Here is a 17759-nt window from a genome sequence, read left to right as displayed (position 1 = left end):
GACGGCGTCGCCACGCCGGGCTCAGGACGCCGCGTCGAGCGAGCGGTAGGCGTCGATGAGCTGGTTGCGGGCGCGCCCCAGGTAGTCCGGCAATTCGACGGCGGTCTCGTCGCTGCGGCCCTGCTCGAGGTGGGAGCAGATCGTCCGCCAGGAGCTGCCCACCGAGGGGATGACCTGGGTGCGGTCCAGGTGCCGGCGTCGGGCCTGATCGTCTTCATGGACGATCATCCGGTCACGGGCGGGTACCTGGTTCATCCGTCTCACGCCGGACCTCGCCGCGACTGCCGGCCCACGACTCAGGGATGACACGGACCGACCTTGCAAAAGCGCTCGCGGGTGCCTCGTCCGGTGATTAGGGTTGATTGGCCCAAGCCTGTGACCGATCGGGGGGAAGTTACTTGAGTGAAGAAGCCTGGCATGAGGCTCGCCTGATCCCGACGAGCGGCATCAATGGCGCTCAGGAGCAGGAGAAGCGAGCGACGTCGGCACTGCTGGCAGTGATGGGCGCGGTTCCCGAGTTCTCCAAGGCTCTACTCAGCCCACTGGGCGCCCCGGCCCGTGTGCCTGCGACCTACATCGAGGTCCCTTTCGACCTGTCGGGGAAGAAGGTCATTCCCGACGGACTCATCCGCGTGACCCGGGGGAGCAAGACCTGGACCGCCCTGGTGGAGGTCAAGACGGGGAAGAACGAACTACAGACCGAGCAACTCGACAACTACCTCGACGTCGCCCGGGGTGAGGGTTTCGATGCGCTCATCACGATCAGTAACGAGGTTCCGTCGTTGCCGGGCGTGCATCCGACACCCGTCGACAAGCGCAAGCTTCGCAAGGTGCAGATCTTCCACTGGTCGTGGTCCTACGTCTTGTCCACCGCGATTGTCCAGAAAGAGCACCGCGGCATCTCCGACCCTGATCAAGCGTGGATTCTCGGTGAGCTGATCCGGTATCTGGAACACGATCGGTCCGGCGCATTGGAATTCGACGACATGGGTCCCAATTGGGTCTCCATCAGGGATGCGGTGGCCGCAGGGACACTGCGCGCCAATGACAAGGTGGCTCCCGAGGTGATCGCCCGGTTCGATGCGCTGTTGCAGTATCTCGCGCTCCGCTTGGGCCGTCGGCTCGGTATCGATGTGTCGCAGGTAGTGGACCGCAAGAGCACGACCAATCCCACCGCGTACTTGGCGGACCGTATGAATGACCTCGCAGCCAACGGCACCCTGACAGGTTCACTCCGGATCCCGAATGCTGTGGGGCACCTCGTGGTGACGGCCGACCTACGCGCCAATCTCATCACCAGCCACGTCGAGCTCGATGCGCCCAAGGAAGGACGACAGACCACACGCGTGAACTGGTTGCTCCGCCAGCTGCGAGATGCGCCCGACAGTGCACGGGTGGAGTCCTTCGCCGTACGATCCCGAACCGGAAACGCGGAACTCCTGTCGGTGGCACGGGAGGATCCGAAGTTGCTCGCCCCGGATCCCTCGAAGGAACTTCGTTCGTTCCGCGTCGCCATGGACTCGAAAGCCGGCGCCAAGCGTGGCAGTGGCCAAGGCAGCTTCATCGATTCCGTGGTGAAGTCCGTCGATCAGTTCTACGGGGAGGTCATGCAGAACCTGAAGGCGTGGACCCCGACGGCCCCGAAGATGCGCCCAGAAGTCCCCGCTGCGGATGACGGTCTGCGGTCCGTATCGCTCTCCTCTCAGGATGGCCCTGCGTCCAGTGCTCCCTGATTTCCGATGGGAATGGCGGAAAGCACGAGGCTCTGGCGGGCGTGAGTGGCCGCGGAGCACCGTGGAGCATGAGGATTCGTCGCGCCATGCCGGTGCTCACCACGAACGACCCCGCGGCTGCCCGTGAGTTCCACACGTCCTGTCTGGGCTCCCGGGTTGCCATGGACGAGGACGGGATGAGGGTTTGACAGGGCTCGGGGTCGTCGGTGTCGACAACGGACGACCGGGGGGTTAGACCTGAGGTATGGCAGCGAGGAGCGTGGGCTCGCTCAGCGGAGTGGCACTGGAGGGCCGAGACCCGGCCGCCCTGGCCGCGTTCTACAGCGCCGTCACGGGCTGGCCGATCCTGCACTCCGACGAGGACTGGTACTCGATCGGTGCGCCGGACGGGGCGTTCCACCTCTCGTTCCAGCTCGCTCCCGAGCACGAGCCGCCGGCGTGGCCGGACCCCGCGTCCTCCATACAGGCCCACCTGCACGTCCGCGTCGACGATCTCGATGCCGCCGAGGCGCGCGTGCTGGAACTCGGCGCGACCCGGTTCGCGCACCAGCCGAACCCCGACGGATCACGGGTCTTCGCCGATCCCGCGGGCCACCCGTTCTGCCTCTGCGGCTGAGACCATGAAGATCCGTCGCGCCATTCCCGTGCTCACCACCGACGACCCTGCCGCCGCTCGCGCGTTCTACGAGTCCTACCTGGGCTTCCGGGTCGCGATGGACGAGGACGGGATGCTGATGTTCTCGTCTCCCAGCACCCCGACGACGCAGGTCATCGTCACCTATCCCAGCCCGACCGCGGTCGACCCGGAGGCGGCCACGGTCGACGTCTCCGTGGAGGTCGATGACGTGGACGAGGCCCACCGCGCCGCCCTGGACGCCGGCTGGGAGGTCGTGCGCGAGCTGCGCGACGAGCCGTGGGGGATTCGCCGGTTCTTCGTCCGCGACCCGACCGGTCGCGTCATCAACGTCGCCGCGCACCTCCAGGAGCCGGGCGTCCCCTGAGACAGTCCCGTGAGTCAGACCAGCACGAACCGCAGGCAGACGATCGGGGTGTCGTCCTCGACCGCAGCGCCTTCCGCGGCCCAGAAGGCGCGATGCCCGTCACGCCATTCCTCGATGTCGGCGTCGCCCTCGCCCTCGGCGGCGGCGAACTCCCACGGCACGTCGATGAACGGCACGATCTGCAGGTCCGTGATCTCCACCGTCGCGATCTGGTCGCCCAGGTCGTCCAGCAGCGCCAGCCGCTCGCCGATGTGCTCGAGCTCCTCGCCCTCGGCCCCGTACTCCGTCAGCAGTCCCGCCGTCGCCTGCTTCTGGCCGGTCAGGACCAGGCCGTTCAATCGCTCCCGCATCCGGCCGGGCGTCCCCAGCTCGAGTCCGCGCAGCGCTCCCACTCGTGGCCAGCTCATCGTCGTCTCCTGACCGCTGTCAGCGCCGTGCCGACGCGCACTCGAAGCAGGTGCGCGCCACGGGCCGGGCCTCGAGCCGCGCTGCCGCGATCGGTCGTCCGCAGCTCTCGCACACTCCGTACGATCCCTCATCGAGGCGCGATTGCGCGTCGTCGATCTCGTCGAGGTGCCGGCGGGCCTGCTGCAGGAGCGAGTCGACCTGCGAACGCTCGAAGGCCACGGTCGCCCCGTCGGGGTCGTGCTCGTCATCTGCGTTGGAGTCCTTGGACGCCTCGATGACCGCGTCGAAGTCCCGGGTCAGACTCGCCAACTGATGCACCGTTCGCAGCCGCTCCGTTTCGAGTCGTTCACGATCCTCGACCGTCATGTCGGACCCCCGTTCGTCGACCGGCATCGTCTCCCCATGATCCCCGCCGTGCCAAGGCCAGGGGTTCCGCGACGGCCGGCAGACGACGACACTTCGGGGTATGGACACGTGTGAGCTCGATCCGGCCTGCCGGACCTTGATGGGGATCGTCGAGGACATCGAGGACGGGCACCTCGACCGGCCCACGCCCTGCGAGGGCGTCTCCGTCGGGCAGCTGCTCCAGCACGTCGTCGGGTTGACCCTCGCCTTCCGCGCCGCCGCCGACAAGGAGTTCGGCCCGCTGACCGACACGAGCCCGGACGCGGGCGGCTGGCCCGACCTCGAACCGGGCTGGCGCGATGCTCTGCGCGAGCAGGTGCCGCAGTTGGTGAAGGCGTGGTGCGCGGACTCGGCCTGGGAGGGCATGACGCGGGCCGGGGGAGTGGATCTGCCGGGCGCGGTCGCCGGTTTGGTGGCGCTCAACGAGGTGGTCCTGCACGGCTGGGACCTCGCCCGCGCCACGGGCCGGGAGTACACCCTCGACGCCCCGACGGCCGCCGCCTGCCTGGAGTTCGTGGAGGAGTTCGATCCCGCAGGGACGCCGGGCATGTTCGGGCCCGCCGTCCCGGTCGCCGAGGACGCGACCGTCCTCGACCGGCTGGTCGCCCGGGCCGGACGCGATCCGCACTGGGCGCCCGCCTGACACCTCAGGCGCGCAGGATCTTCTCCATCGCCTTGCCCTTGGCCAGCTCGTCGACGAGCTTGTCGAGGTAGCGGATCTGCTGCATGAGCGGGTCCTCGACGTCCTCGACGCGGACGTGGCAGACGACGCCGGTGATGAGGGAGACGTTCGGGTTCAGGCGGGCCTGGGCGAAGAACTCCTCGAAGGTCGTCCCCTCGTCGAGGTGGCGGCGCAGAGCGGCGTCGTCGAACCCGGTGAGCCACTCGATGATCTCGTCGACCTCGGCTCGCGTGCGCCCCTTGCGTTCCGCCTTGGCCACGTAGAGCGGGTACACGTCGGCGAAGCTGGTCGTGAAGATCCGGTGCATCCGGCGAGTGTAAGCGCGATCAGCGACGCGAGGCAGCCTCGTTGTAGGCGGAGGCGAAGGCGCCGAAGTGCTCGAGGAACCGTGATCGCTCGTTCTCCGGCAGGCACTGGAGGGCCTCCTCCAGCAGGGCCAGGTGATCCTGCAGGTCCTGCGTGAACTCGTCCATCGTCTCGTCGACGGGCAGGAACTGCCACGCGTTCTGGCCGGGTTCGCGGAACCGGCGCACGTGACCGGCCTTGAGTGCACCGTTCACCTGCCGGTTCACCGTCGACTGCTCGAGGCCGAGCTCGTCGGCGATCTCGCGCAGCGTGCGCGGCCTGCCGTCGGAGAACATCCACAGCAGCCGCTGTTCGGCATGGTTGAAGCGCAGGCTGTCGGCGGCTCGGCGGCCCCGCTCGATCCTCGCGATCGCCGCCAGAGCGCCCCAGGCCGGGTTGGCGCGGGCGGCGGCCTGCGTGAGGGACGTCATGCGTGCTCCGATGGGACGAGGGCGTCGACATGTGTAGTCTACATATCCGCTGCGTGTGTAAGTTACACATCGCTGTTCGGACAGGACGACCCCTCCATGCACTCTCCCTCCGCCGTCGACGCGCCCGTCGAGACCCGGTTCCCGCCGATCGCGGTGATCCTCGTGCTGTGCTTCGGCAGCCTCGCCGGCGCGCTGATGCAGTCGCTCGTGATCCCGATCCAGAGCGAGCTTCCCCAGTTGCTGAACACGGCACCGGGCAATGCTTCGTGGGCTGTCACGGCCACGCTCCTCGCGGCCGCTGTGACGATGCCCGTGACCGGCCGGCTGGCCGACCTGTACGGCAAGAAGAAGGTCATGGTGGCCTCGGCGGGCATCCTCGTCGTCGGCTCGATCGTCGCCGCCCTGTCGAGCTCGCTCGCGCCGTTCCTGGCCGGGCGCGCCCTGCAGGGCATGGCGATGGGATACATCCCCGTCGCGATCAGCATGGTGCGCGAGGTCGCCCCCGTCGAGAAGCGCGCCACCGCCACCGCCGCCGTCAGTGCGACCCTCGGTGTGGGCGGCGCCCTCGGCCTGCCGCTGGCCGCGTGGATCGCGCAGGACTACTCGTGGCACGCACTGTTCTGGTTCTCGGCCGTGCTGGCCGCGGTGGTCTTCGTGGCGACCCTGGTCGTCATCCCCAAGGTCCACGACGAGCACCCCGCCAGGATCGACGTCGTCGGCGTCATCGGGCTGGCCGTCGGTCTGGTCTCCGCGCTGATCGGCGTCAGCAAGGGCAGTGAGTGGGGCTGGTCGGACGGCCGGACGATCGGCGCGATCGTCGGCGGCCTCGTGGTCCTGCTGCTGTGGGGCTGGTTCGAGCTGCGTCACCACGATCCGCTGGTGGACCTGCGCACGAGCGCGCACCCGCCGGTGCTGTTCACGAACCTCGCCGCCGTCCTCATCGGCTTCGGCATGATGGCCCAGTCCATCGTGCTGCCGCAGCTGCTGCAGATGCCCGAGGAGACCGGCTTCGGCCTGGGGCAGACGATCCTGCAGGCCGGCCTGTGGATGGCTCCCGGCGGCCTGATGATGATGTTCTTCGCCCCGGTCTCGAGCCGGCTGATCACCTCCGTCGGTGCGCGGATCACGCTCTCGGTCGGTGCGACCGTCATCGCGGTCGGCTACCTCGTCACGCTCTTCCTCATGAGCGCCCCGTGGGAGCTCATGCTCGGCTCGCTGGTCGCCTGCGCCGGTGTCGGCATCGGCTACGCCGCCATGCCCACGCTGATCCTGGAGAACGTCCCGGAGTCGGAATCTGGCTCGGGCGTCGGACTCAACGCGCTGATGCGCTCGGTCGGCACCACCATCGCCGGCGCGGTCATGGCTGCCGTGCTGACCAGCAAGACGGTGGACTTCGCGGGTGTGGCGATCCCGGACAAGGGGGCCTTCCAGCTCTGCTTCATCATCGGCGCGGGCGCGGCCTTCGCCGGCGCGATGGTCGCGCTGCTGGTGCCTCGTCAGGGCAGCAAGGCCTGAGCGAGGGTCGCGCCGGAGCTCCAGATCAACAACACCTGGCGACGCAACCACCGCTACCGGCCGCTTGCGGCGTGACTCAGGGTCCCGTCGCGCCGAGGCGTCGGTGCTCGGCCCACGTGCGGTCGCGCAGCTCGATCGCGTCGGCGCACGCTTGCAGGAAGCGCTGCGTCGCGACGCCCGGCGTCGTGTCACCCAGGTAGTACTCGAGCAGCTCACGGCGGGCGGTGGCCGTGGGGTCCGCGGTCAGGTGCTCGGTCACGACGGCCGCCACGTCGGCGCCCTCGTCCAGCAGGGGCAGCGTGTCCATGAGACGCGACGGCGGCACGGGCACCCGCGGGCGCGTGACCAGCACCGGCTTGCCACGGGGCAGCCAGTTCAGGGTGACCGCAGAGACGTCGGTGACCAGCAGGTCGGCGTCGGCGAACGACCGCTCCAACGGCACGTCCGTGTCGACGCGGTCGGCCCGGGCGCGGACGGCGGCGTCGGCCTCACCGTAGGCCGGGTCGATGACACCGTTGAGCGGATGCGGCCGGTAGATCACGCGGTACGTGCCGGTCAGCGCGTCCATGATCGCGGCGCCGTGCGTCAGCAGGGACCCGTACGAGACGGACGGCTGCGAGGCCTCCCACGTGGGCGCGTAGAGCACGGTGCGCCGGTGTGGATCGGGGGAGGGGACCGGAGCGGGCGCGTCCAGCTGCGGCTGGCCGATGAGCACCGAGTGGGCCGGAGCGTCGTAGAGCATCACCCCGGCGCTCGTCCGGTCCAGGGCGGCCTGACCGGCCAGGAAGCAGAAGTCGTACGCCTTGACCTGGTTCGAGACCGACACGCCCTTGTCGCTGTCGCCGTGCCCCAGGTAGACGTGCACCAGCGACGTGAACCGCAGGCACTCGAAGTTGATCGGGTCGTGGTTGACGTACAACGCCAGCTTCACGTCGCTGAGGGCCAGGATCTCGTCCAGTTGGCCGTACCGGGCCAGCGTCACGCAGTCCAGCCCCGACTCGGCGCGGACGATCGCCGCCGTGCGCGAGTCCTTGAAGACGGCCACCACGCCGTGCGCGGCGTCGAGCGCCTGCAGGGCCGTGAACCACGGTCGCAACTGGTACAGGGCGTCGGCACCGTTGGGGAAGTAGACCAGCACGGTCTGCCGGAACGGGCGGCCGAGCCGGTCCTCGTCGGTGCGCTTGTCGGGCATGCCGACGGGCAGGAAGCGCGAGCGGCGGATGCGGCCGATGGCCCACTGGCGCAGCCGGGGGACCAGGCCGACCCGCGAGTCAGCCACGGACGAGTCCCGGCCTCAGGACGTTGTCGACCATCGAGAGCGCCGACGCGATCGCCATGTGCATGTCGAGGTACTGGTAGGTGCCGAGCCGGCCACCGAAGTGCACGCCGCTCTCGCCGTCGACCAGGTCGCGGTAGGCCTTCAGCGCCGTGCGGTCGTCGGCGGTGTTGACCGGGTAGTACGGCTCGTCGTCGGTGCCGGCGCGCGCGAAGCGGCTGAACTCGCGCATGATGACGGTGGCGTCCGACGGGTAGTCCCGCTCGGGGTGGAAGTGGCGGAACTCGTGGATCCGCGTGTAGGGGATCTCCTCGTCCGCGTAGTTCATCACCGGCGTGCCCTGGAAGTCGCCGATCGGCAGCACCTCGGACTCGAAGTCCAGCGTGCGCCAGCCCAGCGGGCCATGGGCGTGGTCGAAGTAGCGGTCCACCGGGCCGGTGTAGACGATCGGCAGCTGACCGACCGTGGCGGCCTTGTTGAGCGGCTGGCCCTCGTCGAAGAAGTCGGTGTCGAGGCTGACGGTGATGTTCGGATGGTCGGCCATCCGCTCGAGCCACGCCGTGTAGCCGTCGGTGGGCAGGCCCTCGTACCGGTCGTTGAAGTAGCGGTTGTCGTACGTGTACCGGACCGGCAGCCGCGTGATGATGTCGGCCGAGAGCTCGGTCGGATCGGTCTGCCACTGCTTGGCGGTGTACCCGCGGATGAACGCCTCGTACAGCGGCCGCCCGATCAGGCTGATCGCCTTCTCCTCGAGGTTCGCCGCCGCAGCGGCACCGCCCGAGAACGCCGTGCCGGCCTGTTCGGTCACCCACGCGCGAGCCTCGGCCGGGCTCATCGCCGACCGGTTGAACTGGTTGATCGTGCCGAGGTTGATCGGCAGCGGGAAGACCTCGCCCCGGTACGTCGAGTAGACGTGGTGGCGGTAGTCGGTGAAGGTCGTGAAGCGGTTGACGTAGTCCCAGACCCGCTCGTTGGAAGTGTGGAACAAGTGCGCGCCGTAGCGGTGCACCTCGATGCCCGTCGTGGGCTCGGCCTCGCTGTAGGCGTTGCCGCCCACGTGCGAGCGCCGGTCGATGACGTGCACCTTCAGGCCGGGGTCGTTCGCCAGCTGCTCGGCCACGGTCAGGCCGAAGAAGCCGGACCCGACCACCAGGACGTCAGTCATCGGCGCCGCCCGTCAGCGCGGGCATGGGCCGCCACGAGCGGTCGGCCCAGATCTTGCGGCCGTCGCGCCAGCCGTTCACCAGGGACATGAAGCCCTTCGCCGAGCGCTCGACCACGACCAGCCGCACGACCTCCTTGGCGAAGGTCAGGAAGGTGCCGAGCGCGAAGCCGAGGCGGTTGAGCCGGCCGTGCTCCTCGAAGTAGCGGCCGACGTACGCCCGGTTGCGCATCACGTGGTACTTGGCCAGCGGGCTGGAGTCGTTGAGGTGCCGGATGCCGAGGCTGACCTGCTTCTGCTCGCGCTTCTTCTGCAGGACGAACTCGTCGACGTAAACGACCTCGGTCTCGAGCGAGGCCAGCCAGGCGTAGATGGCGTCGTCCCAGGAGATGAAGAACCGCGGGTCGGGCAGGCCGATCCGGCGCACCACGTCGGCGTGCACGAGCATGCCCTCGAAGGTGCCGGAGTTGGTCAGCGCGTAACCGTCGGTGTTGAAGGTCTTGATCGAGTAGGGCAGCGGGACGCCGAGGAACTGGTTGAACTTCGCCTGCCAGTAGAACGGGGTGCCGTCCACGTCGTAGCGGCGGCCGTGAATGACCTTGAACCGCTCCATCCAGGGGGCGAACCGCTCGAGGGCGTCCGGCAGGATCTCGACGTCGTCGTCCATCAGCCAGACCCACTCGGCACCCAGCTCGAGGGCCACCTTGGTGCCCTCGCTGAAGCCGCCGGCGCCGCCGGTGTTGGTCTCCATGCGGTGGTTGACCAGCACGCCGGGAGGGAACTTCGACTCCCAGGCGGACACGACCTGCTGGGTGTCGTCGGTACTGGCGTTGTCGACGACGATGATGCGATCGGGTGCCGTCGTCATCGTCGAAGCGCTCTGCAACAGCTCGTCGAGCAGGGCAGATCGGTTGAACGTGACGATGGCGATCGCCAGGGGGCCGGTCGTCGAACTCACCACGACAGGCTATCTGCCGCGGTGCACGATGAGTGAATCCGGCCGACGCGTCGGCACGCCGGTGCCGATCTCAGCGGTACATCGCACGCTCGGCCTCGGAGCGGGCGACGAACGCGGTGACCGCCTCGCGGAACGCCTCGAGCGTGCGCTGCTCGGGCGGGCCGAGCAGGTACGTCGCCAGCTTCGAGCGGTACTCGGCCAGCTGGTCGGGGCCACGGCCGGTGACGACGTCGATCAGCTCGTCGACGCCGCGCGCCTCGCGGTCGAGGATCGTCGCGGCGGCGCTGGACGGGAACTGCTCGCGGAACTGCTTGGTCGAGAGCCCGGTGTGGTTGAACACCGCGTAGGGCTTCTCGCCGGCGAGCCAGTCCGAGAGGACGCTGGAGATGTCGCTGACCAGGGCGGTGGACTGGTTCATCCAGTCGGTCAGGGAGCCGCTGGACACGACGCGGTGGTCGATGCCGGTACGCAGCTTCGCCTCGTTGAGTCGGCGGGCGATCGACGCGTGGGCGGCGCGGTACTTGGCGTCGCGCTGGCCCGTGAACGGGTGCGGCTTGTAGACGACGCGCACCGAGCCGTCCGCCAGCAGGGCGTCGATCAGCTCGACGCCGATCGCGCGCAGCGAGGAGTACTCCTGCAGCTGGTTCACGCCTTCCCACGTCGGCGCGTAGAGCACCGTCGGGATCTCGGTGTCGCCGATGCGCGGCGTGGGCTCGATCGCGTGCACCTGGGGGCGCCCGACGAACCGGAACTGCGCCTCGGGGATGTTGATCCCGGACCGGCGGTACCGGTCGGCGCCGGCCTCGCCCGCGACCCACAGCTCGTCGTAGACGCGCGAGAACGGGTTGTTCGAGGCGCTCTTGTCGCTGTCGCCGTGCCCGATGAAGGCGCTCATCATGGTCGGCAGCCGCAGCAGGTGGATGTTGTTGCCCGTGTTGCTCGGGTACAGGGCGACCCGGGCCGACGAGAAGTCGAGCATGAGCAGCTCGCTCGGCGCCGGCAGCGACAGGGTGGGCAGCGTCGAGGGCGCCATCTTCTCGAAGAGCGGGTGGTCGCGCAGGATGACGAAGACGCGCTGGTCGAGGCTCTCGAGCGCCTCGATCCAGGTGTTGATCTGGTAGGCCGCGGTGTCGGGGCCGGAGAGGTGCACGACCACCTCGGGCTGGTACTCGTCGATGAACTCCTGGACGGCCGACAGCTGCGGCGTGAAGCCCGTCGCGCGCTTGGCCGCGCGCATGCGCCAGCTGTCCAGGAACTCCGGCACGGTCCCGGCCATGAGGGCGCCGAAGGCGACGGCGCCCACCAGCAGGACGTCGTACCAGGCGGCTCCGAAGAGGGCCGGCATGACGGCGGCGAGCTCGACGGTGGCCACCAGCACGGGACGGCTCGTCGGCTCCTCGTCGATGCGCGTGGCGCCGGGGATGTGGCGGGTGCGCATCGGCTTGAGCGGGCCGATGCGGCGGTACTCCGCGTGCAGGGCGCGGGCGCACAGGCCCGTGACGACGAGCAGCGCGACGGCGACGAAGGAGTAGAGGGCCGCGCGGTCGTCGAACCGCGAGGATGCCGCGACCGCCACGAGGGCGCGCAGGGCGAACCGCAGCGGGGGACCGGCCGAGGCCTGACGCAGCAACAGCGTGGTCGTCGGCGAGCGCCGCTCGAGCCACCACTCCGAGACGATCGAGACCAGCAGCGTGATGACGGCGGCGAGGTCCTGGCCGAGGGCCACGAGCAGCAGCGCCAGGATGATCGTGCCGTTGACGAGCAGCAGGCCCGGAAGCTCCGAGCTCCGCCCCAGTCGGGCCACGAGCGCACGCAGGAAACTCGCCGGGGAAGCCATGGCGGCAATCTACCGGGTCGCTCACGCGCAGCCGGTGTACCGTCGGGGCGTGCCCTGGCGCCGCCGTTATCGCCTCCCGGCGTCGATCGCTCATCCCGTGCGATTGCTGCCGCTGGCCTTCTTTTCCCTGATCGTGATCGGCACGTTGTTGCTGTTGATGCCGTTCGCGCGCGAGGGCGAGCACGATCCCTCGTTCATGGATGCGCTCTTCACTTCCGCCTCCGCCGTCACGGTGACGGGCCTGGCCACGGTCGACACCGGCACCTACTGGTCGCCGATCGGGCAGGGGATCATCGTCGTGCTCGTCGAGATCGGCGGCATCGGCATCATCGCGATGACGACCGTGCTGGGCCTGTTCGTCGGTGGCCGCCTCGGATTGCGCACCCGGCTGGCCGCCCAGACCGACATGCACGTCGTGAGCCTGGGCGACGTCGGCCCGCTGTTCCGCCGCGTGGCCGTCACGATGCTGCTGTTCCAGGGCCTCACGGCCATCGTGCTGACCCTGCGCTACTACCTGCACTACTTCGACTCGTTCGGCTACTCGCTGTGGCACGGCGTGTTCGACGCCGTCATGGCGTTCAACAACGCGGGCTTCTCGCTGCACGCCGACAGCCTCACGGGCTATGCCGGCGACTACGCGGTGATCCTGCCGATCTCGGTCGCGGTGTTCGCCGGCGGCGTGGGGTTCCCCGTCCTGGCCGAGCTCTACAAGGAGTGGCGCTCGCCCAAGACCTGGACGATCCACACCCGCCTGACCGTGTGGGGCTCGCTGTTCCTGCTGGTGGTCGCCTCGACGCTGTTCATCGCGGCCGAGTGGAACAACGCCGCGACGATCGGCGGTCTGAGCCCGATCGACAAGTTCATCACGGGCATCGAGGGCGGCATCATGCCCCGGTCCGGCGGGTTCAACAGCTTCGACTGGGGCAGCGTCGAGCCCGTCACCCTCAACACCGCGATCATCATGATGTTCATCGGCGGCGGCAGCGCCTCGACCGCCGGCGGCATCAAGGTCACCACGTTCCTGTTGCTGGGCTACGTGATCCTGGCCGAGATCCGCGGTGAGGAGCAGGTGCGCATCGGCTCGCGCTCGATCAGCCCGCGCACCATTCGGACGGCGCTGAGCATCGCCCTGATCGCCGTGGGCCTGGTGGCCATGGGATCGATGCTGCTGATGATCTTCTCCGGGGTCTCGTTCGCGGAGGGACTCTTCGAGGCGACCTCGGCGTTCGGCACCGTCGGGCTGTCGACCGGGCTGACCCCGCTGCTGAACGTGCCGGGCCAGCTGGTCTTGATCTTCTTGATGTTCATCGGCCGAGTGGGCACGATTACGGCAGCCTCTGCCTTCGTGCTGCGGCGCCGCCAATCCAGGTATCACCTTCCCGAGGAGCAACCGATCATTGGCTAACAACGACCCCCTCAGCGCACCCGTCCTCGTCGTGGGACTGGGCCGGTTCGGCTCCGCCGTCGCGCGGTCGCTGGTCCGGCTGGGCCACGACGTGCTCGGCGTGGACGAGGACCCCAACCTGGTGCAGCGCTTCGCCAGCGAGTTCACCCACGTCGTGTCCGCCGACACCACCGACAGCGAGGCCCTCAAGCAGATCGGTGCCGACCAGTTCGACCGCGCCGTCGTGGGCATCGGCACCGACATCGAGGCCAGCGTCCTGACGGTGCTGAGCCTCGTCGAGCTCGGCGTCTCCGAGGTGTGGGCGAAGGCGATCAACGCCAAGCACGCCCGCATCCTCGAGCGCGTCGGTGCCACGCACGTCGTGCGACCGGAGTCGGCCATGGGCGAGCGGGTGGCCCACATGGTCACCGGCGCCATGATCGACTACATCGAGTTCGACGACGGCTTCTCGATCGCGCGCACCCGTGCGCCCAAGCTCGCCGCCGGACGCACCCTGCTCGAATCGCAGCTGCGCGCCCGCTTCGGCGTGACGGTGGTCGGGGTGAAGCGTCGCGGCGAGGACTTCACGTACGCCCGGCCCGAGACCTCGATCGAGACCTCGGACGAGCTGATCGTCTCCGGCCCGACGAAGAAGGTCGAGAGCTTCTGCGCCCTGAGCTACACGTAGCCCGCGTGGGGCGCCCGTGCCCTGCGGATAACCTTGACCGGTGAGCAACCAGGACACCCAGGAGGGTGCGGCACCCGAGGGCGCCGCACACCGGTACACCAGTGACTTCGCCGGCCGCATCGAGACGGCATGGCAGGACCGCTGGGAGACCGAGGGCACGTTCGAGGCGCCCAACCCGGTCGGCGAGCTCGCCCTGCCCGGCTCCGCGCACAACGCGCACGGGCCCAAGTTCTTCGTGATGGACATGTTCCCGTACCCCTCGGGCGCGGGCCTGCACGTCGGTCACCCGCTGGGCTACATCGCCACCGACGTCATCGGGCGCTTCCGCCGGATGAAGGGCGACAACGTCCTGCACGCCCTGGGCTACGACGCCTTCGGTCTGCCCGCCGAGATCTACGCCGTCCAGACCGGCCGCCACCCGCGCGAGACGACGCTGGAGAACATCGCCAACATGCGGCGCCAGCTGCGCCGACTGGGCCTGGCGCACGACAACCGCCGCTCGTTCGCCACGATCGAGCCCGAGTTCGTCCGCTGGACGCAGTGGATCTTCCTGCAGATCTTCAACTCCTGGTACGACGCCGAACAGGGCCGTGCCCGGCCGATCGCCGAGCTGATCGAGGAGCTGGGCACCGACGACCCCGCGGTCATCGACCAGTACCGGCTGGCCTACATCGACGAGTCGCCGGTCAACTGGTGCCCGGGTCTGGGCACCGTGCTGGCGAACGAGGAGGTCACCGCCGACGGCCGCAGCGAGCGCGGCAACTTCCCGGTCTTCAAGCGCAGCCTGCGTCAGTGGAAGATGCGGATCACCGCGTACGCCGACCGGTTGATCGACGACCTCGAGCGCGTCGACTGGCCCGAGCCGGTCAAGCTCATGCAGCGCAACTGGATCGGCCGCTCGCACGGCGCGAAGGTGCGCTTCGAGTCCGCAGCCGGCCCGATCGAGGTCTTCACGACGCGTCCCGACACGTTGTTCGGCGCCACCTACATGGTGCTGGCGCCCGAGCACCCGATGGTCGACGAGCTGGCTGCCGAGACGTGGCCCGAGGCCGTCGACGAGCGGTGGACCGGAGGCGCCCCCGACCCGATCTCCGCGATCGAGCAGTACCGTCGCACCGCGGCCGCGAAGTCCGACGTCGAGCGTCAGGAGAACAAGGAGAAGACCGGTGTCTTCATCGGCTCCTTCGCCACCAACCCGGTCAACGGCGAGGCCGTGCCGGTGTTCATCGCCGACTACGTCCTGATGGGCTACGGCACGGGCGCGATCATGGCCGTGCCCGGCCACGACGAGCGCGACTTCGAGTTCGCCACCGAGCTGAGCCTGCGCATCACCCCCGTGGTCGAGTCGCCCGAGGACGCGGTCCTGCCGTGGACCGGCGACGGCGTCGCGATCAACTCCGACAACCACGACATCTTCGGCGACGAGGGCGTCAGCCTGGACGGCATGGCCGTCGACGAGGCGAAGCGCGCGATCATCGCGTGGCTGGAGCAGCGCGGCGTCGGCGAGGGCACCACCACCTACCGCCTGCGCGACTGGCTGTTCAGCCGCCAGCGCTACTGGGGCGAGCCCTTCCCGATCGTCTACGACGAGGACGGCCGCGCCATCGCGCTGCCCGAGTCGATGCTGCCGGTCGACCTGCCCGAGGTGCCGGACTACTCGCCCAAGACGTTCGAGCCCGACGACGTCACGAGCATGCCCGAGCCCCCGCTGGCGCGCGTGCCCGAGTGGGTCGAGGTCGAGCTCGATCTCGGCGACGGCCCGAAGCGCTACCGCCGCGAGACGAACACGATGCCCAACTGGGCCGGCTCCAGCTGGTACGAGCTGCGGTACACCGACCCGACGAACACCGAGGTCCTGGCCGATCCGCGGAACGAGAGCTACTGGCTCGGCCCGAAGACGCCCGGCGGCGCCGGCGGCGTCGACCTGTACGTCGGCGGCGTCGAGCACGCCGTCCTGCACCTGCTGTACGCCCGCTTCTGGCACAAGGTCCTGTTCGATCTCGGCCACGTCAGCGGCGAGGAGCCCTTCCAGCGCCTCGTGAACCAGGGGTACATCCAGGCCTACGCCTACACCGACGAGCGCGGGGTCTACGTGCCGGCGGAGCAGGTCGAGGAGCGCGACGGCCAGTACTTCTTCGAGGGCAAGCCCGTCAACCGCGAGTACGGGAAGATGGGCAAGAGCCTCAAGAACTCCGTCACGCCCGACGAGATGTACGAGGCGTACGGTGCCGACACCCTGCGCGTCTACGAGATGTCGATGGGTCCGCTCGAGCAGTCGCGGCCGTGGGAGACCCGGGCCGTCGTCGGCTCGCAGCGGTTCCTGCAGCGGGTCTGGCGCCTGATCGTCGACGAGGAGACCGGTGTGGTCGTCGTCGACGACAGCGAGCCCGACACCGCCGCGCTGCGTGCCCTGCACCAGACGATCGCCGGCGTCACCGAGGACATGGCCGAGCTGCGGTTCAACACCGCGATCGCCAAGCTGATCGAGCTGACGAACCACCTGACCAAGGAGTCGGTGCGGTCGCGCTCGGTCATCGAGTCGCTCGTGCTCATGCTGGCGCCGTTCGCCCCGCACGTGGCCGAGGAGGCGTGGTCGCGGCTGGGCCACGACCAGACGCTCACGTACGAGACCTGGCCCACCGCCGACGAGCAGTACCTCGTCGAGGACCTGGTCACGTGCGTCGTGCAGATCCAGGGCAAGGTCCGCGGCAAGCTGGAGGTCCCCGCCGACATCAGCGACGAGGACCTCACCGCCCTGGCGCTGGCCGAGCCCAACGTCGTCCGCACGATCGACGGCCGCGAGATCCGCAAGGTCATCGTGCGCGCGCCGAAGCTCGTCAGCGTCGTCGTCTGAGCCCTCGAGATTTGCCCCCGATTCCACCTTTCACCCGGGGTGAAAGGTGGAATTCGGAGCATTTCACGGCTCGTGCCTGGCGGACCTCGCGGCCGCAGGGCGGTACGCCGAGGACGTCCACCGACACCGACTCGCAGCACCCGGCACGCAGTAGGGTTTCGGCCATGACCGTGGCCGTGGTGACCGACTCGACCGCTTCGCTCGACGCCGACGACGCCGCGCGCGAGGGCATCAGCGTCGTCCCGACGACGGTCATCATCGGGGCCCGGGTCTACACCGAGGGCGTCGACGTGACCTCGCAGATGATCGCCGACGCACTGACGCAGAACGTGCCGGTCAGCACGTCGCGCCCCTCGCCCGAGACGTTCCAGGCGGTGTACCGCGCGCTGGCGTCCACCGGGGTCGACGCGATCGTCTCGGTCCACATCAGCTCCAAGGTCTCCGGCACCGTCGACGCGGCGCGGCTGGCGGCCGACCGGGTCGACATCCCGGTCCACGTCGTCGACACCCTCCAGGTGGGCCTGGCCACCGGGTTCGCCGCCGGTCAGGCCGCGCGTGCGAGCGCTGCCGGCGCCACGGTCGAGGAGGTGGCCGCCGCCGCGCTGGAGTCGGCTCGGTCGTCCCGCGTGCTGCTCTACGTCGACACCCTCGAGTACCTGCGCCGGGGCGGCCGGATCGGCCGGGCCGCGGCGCTCATCGGCTCGGCGCTGGCGGTCAAGCCCATCCTCACGATCGACGACGGGGAAGTCACGCCGCTGGAGAAGGTGCGCACCTCGTCCAAGGCGCTGGCCCGGCTCGTCGCCCTGGGGGTCGAGGCCGCGCGCTCCCATCCGGACGGCTACGACATCGGCATCCTGCACCTGGCCAGCGAGACCGTGGCCACGTCCGTGGCGGAGTCGCTGGCGCAGGAGCTGGACCGTCCCGCGATCGCGATCGACGAGGTCGGTGCCGACATCGGCGCCCACGTCGGACCGGGGATGATCGCGGTCACCGTCAGCGCCCGCTGACGGTCCACACCCCGCCTCCGCCCCGTCGCCTGTCCACAGCCGTGCCGCGGGAGGTTCCGTCGGGAAGGCGGAC

General features: G+C 69.3%; 18 protein-coding genes. 9 read left to right on the top strand and 9 right to left on the bottom strand.

The window, feature by feature from the left end; genetic code table 11:
* Window positions 1–21 precede the first annotated feature (21 nt).
* Window positions 22–255: a hypothetical protein gene (locus tag GL325_RS05040; RefSeq protein WP_223110963.1), complete on the bottom strand. Its 234-nt coding sequence runs from the start codon at window positions 253–255 to the stop codon at window positions 22–24.
* Window positions 256–398: 143 nt separating this feature from the next.
* On the opposite strand from GL325_RS05040, the gene GL325_RS05035 reads away from it, so the two are divergent.
* The 3 genes from GL325_RS05035 (at window position 399) to GL325_RS05025 (ending at window position 2734) form a co-directional block, all read left to right on the top strand.
* Complete coding sequence (locus GL325_RS05035; RefSeq protein ID WP_187768788.1) at window positions 399–1733, top strand: stress response protein; 1335 nt, start codon at window positions 399–401, stop codon at window positions 1731–1733.
* Between the two features lie 244 nt (window positions 1734–1977).
* Window positions 1978–2349: a VOC family protein gene (locus GL325_RS05030; protein WP_187768787.1), complete on the top strand. Its 372-nt coding sequence runs from the start codon at window positions 1978–1980 to the stop codon at window positions 2347–2349.
* Window positions 2350–2353: 4 nt separating this feature from the next.
* Window positions 2354–2734, top strand: coding sequence for a VOC family protein (locus GL325_RS05025; protein WP_154595459.1), 381 nt, complete (start codon window positions 2354–2356; stop codon window positions 2732–2734).
* Between the two features lie 14 nt (window positions 2735–2748).
* Here the strand turns inward: GL325_RS05025 and GL325_RS05020 are convergent, their stop codons facing one another.
* Together GL325_RS05020 and GL325_RS05015 are read right to left on the bottom strand one after the other, a co-directional pair.
* The gene (locus GL325_RS05020) at window positions 2749–3141 is read right to left on the bottom strand and encodes an ASCH domain-containing protein (RefSeq protein WP_187768786.1); all 393 of its coding nucleotides are present in this window, start codon (window positions 3139–3141) and stop codon (window positions 2749–2751) included.
* Between the two features lie 19 nt (window positions 3142–3160).
* The gene (locus GL325_RS05015) at window positions 3161–3460 is read right to left on the bottom strand and encodes a TraR/DksA C4-type zinc finger protein (protein WP_255955598.1); all 300 of its coding nucleotides are present in this window, start codon (window positions 3458–3460) and stop codon (window positions 3161–3163) included.
* 148 nt (window positions 3461–3608) lie between these two features.
* Between GL325_RS05015 and GL325_RS05010 the strand changes: the two genes are divergently transcribed.
* On the top strand, window positions 3609–4190 hold the full coding sequence (locus tag GL325_RS05010; protein ID WP_187768785.1) for a TIGR03086 family metal-binding protein: 582 nt from the start codon (window positions 3609–3611) through the stop codon (window positions 4188–4190).
* Window positions 4191–4194: 4 nt separating this feature from the next.
* On the opposite strand, the gene GL325_RS05005 is transcribed toward GL325_RS05010, so the two are convergent.
* Entirely contained in the window at window positions 4195–4536 is a 342-nt protein-coding gene (locus tag GL325_RS05005) for a DUF2200 domain-containing protein (RefSeq protein ID WP_154595455.1), read from the bottom strand.
* 19 nt (window positions 4537–4555) lie between these two features.
* A complete protein-coding gene (locus GL325_RS05000; protein WP_187768784.1) occupies window positions 4556–5005 on the bottom strand; it encodes a MarR family transcriptional regulator in 450 nt (149 codons plus the stop codon).
* A 96-nt stretch (window positions 5006–5101) separates the two neighbouring features.
* Between GL325_RS05000 and GL325_RS04995 the strand changes: the two genes are divergently transcribed.
* Window positions 5102–6520, top strand: coding sequence for an MFS transporter (locus GL325_RS04995; RefSeq protein WP_187768783.1), 1419 nt, complete (start codon window positions 5102–5104; stop codon window positions 6518–6520).
* 76 nt (window positions 6521–6596) lie between these two features.
* On the opposite strand, the gene GL325_RS15910 is transcribed toward GL325_RS04995, so the two are convergent.
* From GL325_RS15910 to GL325_RS04975, 4 genes are all read right to left on the bottom strand, one after another.
* Window positions 6597–7799: a CDP-glycerol glycerophosphotransferase family protein gene (locus GL325_RS15910; RefSeq protein ID WP_187768782.1), complete on the bottom strand. Its 1203-nt coding sequence runs from the start codon at window positions 7797–7799 to the stop codon at window positions 6597–6599.
* Window positions 7792–8961 (bottom strand): UDP-galactopyranose mutase, encoded by a 1170-nt coding sequence (gene glf / locus GL325_RS04985; protein ID WP_154595451.1) that lies wholly within the window; start codon window positions 8959–8961, stop codon window positions 7792–7794. The genes GL325_RS15910 and glf overlap by 8 nt, the downstream gene beginning before the upstream one ends.
* Window positions 8954–9916: a glycosyltransferase gene (locus GL325_RS04980; protein ID WP_222865856.1), complete on the bottom strand. Its 963-nt coding sequence runs from the start codon at window positions 9914–9916 to the stop codon at window positions 8954–8956. The genes glf and GL325_RS04980 overlap by 8 nt, the downstream gene beginning before the upstream one ends.
* A gap of 70 nt (window positions 9917–9986) precedes the next feature.
* On the bottom strand, window positions 9987–11753 hold the full coding sequence (locus GL325_RS04975) for a CDP-glycerol glycerophosphotransferase family protein (protein WP_187768781.1): 1767 nt from the start codon (window positions 11751–11753) through the stop codon (window positions 9987–9989).
* A 49-nt stretch (window positions 11754–11802) separates the two neighbouring features.
* Between GL325_RS04975 and GL325_RS04970 the strand changes: the two genes are divergently transcribed.
* The 4 genes from GL325_RS04970 to GL325_RS04955 all read left to right on the top strand — a co-directional run bounded on the left by GL325_RS04970 (window position 11803) and on the right by GL325_RS04955 (window position 17686).
* The gene (locus GL325_RS04970; RefSeq protein ID WP_255467337.1) at window positions 11803–13158 is read left to right on the top strand and encodes a TrkH family potassium uptake protein; all 1356 of its coding nucleotides are present in this window, start codon (window positions 11803–11805) and stop codon (window positions 13156–13158) included.
* The gene (locus GL325_RS04965; protein ID WP_154595448.1) at window positions 13151–13825 is read left to right on the top strand and encodes a TrkA family potassium uptake protein; all 675 of its coding nucleotides are present in this window, start codon (window positions 13151–13153) and stop codon (window positions 13823–13825) included. The genes GL325_RS04970 and GL325_RS04965 overlap by 8 nt, the downstream gene beginning before the upstream one ends.
* Window positions 13826–13865: 40 nt before the next feature.
* The gene (gene leuS / locus GL325_RS04960) at window positions 13866–16679 is read left to right on the top strand and encodes a leucine--tRNA ligase (protein WP_187768780.1); all 2814 of its coding nucleotides are present in this window, start codon (window positions 13866–13868) and stop codon (window positions 16677–16679) included.
* Window positions 16680–16843: 164 nt separating this feature from the next.
* Window positions 16844–17686: a DegV family protein gene (locus GL325_RS04955; protein ID WP_154595447.1), complete on the top strand. Its 843-nt coding sequence runs from the start codon at window positions 16844–16846 to the stop codon at window positions 17684–17686.
* Window positions 17687–17759 lie beyond the last annotated feature (73 nt).

This window comes from Aeromicrobium sp. 636 (genome assembly GCF_024433585.1).
Lineage (GTDB): Bacteria > Actinomycetota > Actinomycetes > Propionibacteriales > Nocardioidaceae > Aeromicrobium > Aeromicrobium senzhongii.
This window is presented reverse-complemented; position numbering and strand designations above follow the sequence as displayed.

Bases quoted from the DNA above. Each gene is read 5' to 3' on its own strand.
- GL325_RS05040 (WP_223110963.1), bottom strand. From the start codon at position 255: ATGAACCAGGTACCCGCCCGTGACCGGATGATCGTCCATGAAGACGAT.
- GL325_RS05030 (WP_187768787.1), top strand. From the start codon at position 1,978: ATGGCAGCGAGGAGCGTGGGCTCGCTCAGCGGAGTGGCACTGGAGGGC.
- GL325_RS05025 (WP_154595459.1), top strand. From the start codon at position 2,354: ATGAAGATCCGTCGCGCCATTCCCGTGCTCACCACCGACGACCCTGCC.
- GL325_RS05020 (WP_187768786.1), bottom strand. From the start codon at position 3,141: ATGAGCTGGCCACGAGTGGGAGCGCTGCGCGGACTCGAGCTGGGGACG.
- GL325_RS05010 (WP_187768785.1), top strand. From the start codon at position 3,609: ATGGACACGTGTGAGCTCGATCCGGCCTGCCGGACCTTGATGGGGATC.
- GL325_RS05005 (WP_154595455.1), bottom strand. From the start codon at position 4,536: ATGCACCGGATCTTCACGACCAGCTTCGCCGACGTGTACCCGCTCTAC.
- GL325_RS05000 (WP_187768784.1), bottom strand. From the start codon at position 5,005: ATGACGTCCCTCACGCAGGCCGCCGCCCGCGCCAACCCGGCCTGGGGC.
- GL325_RS04995 (WP_187768783.1), top strand. From the start codon at position 5,102: ATGCACTCTCCCTCCGCCGTCGACGCGCCCGTCGAGACCCGGTTCCCG.
- glf (WP_154595451.1), bottom strand. From the start codon at position 8,961: ATGACTGACGTCCTGGTGGTCGGGTCCGGCTTCTTCGGCCTGACCGTG.
- GL325_RS04975 (WP_187768781.1), bottom strand. From the start codon at position 11,753: ATGGCTTCCCCGGCGAGTTTCCTGCGTGCGCTCGTGGCCCGACTGGGG.
- GL325_RS04955 (WP_154595447.1), top strand. From the start codon at position 16,844: ATGACCGTGGCCGTGGTGACCGACTCGACCGCTTCGCTCGACGCCGAC.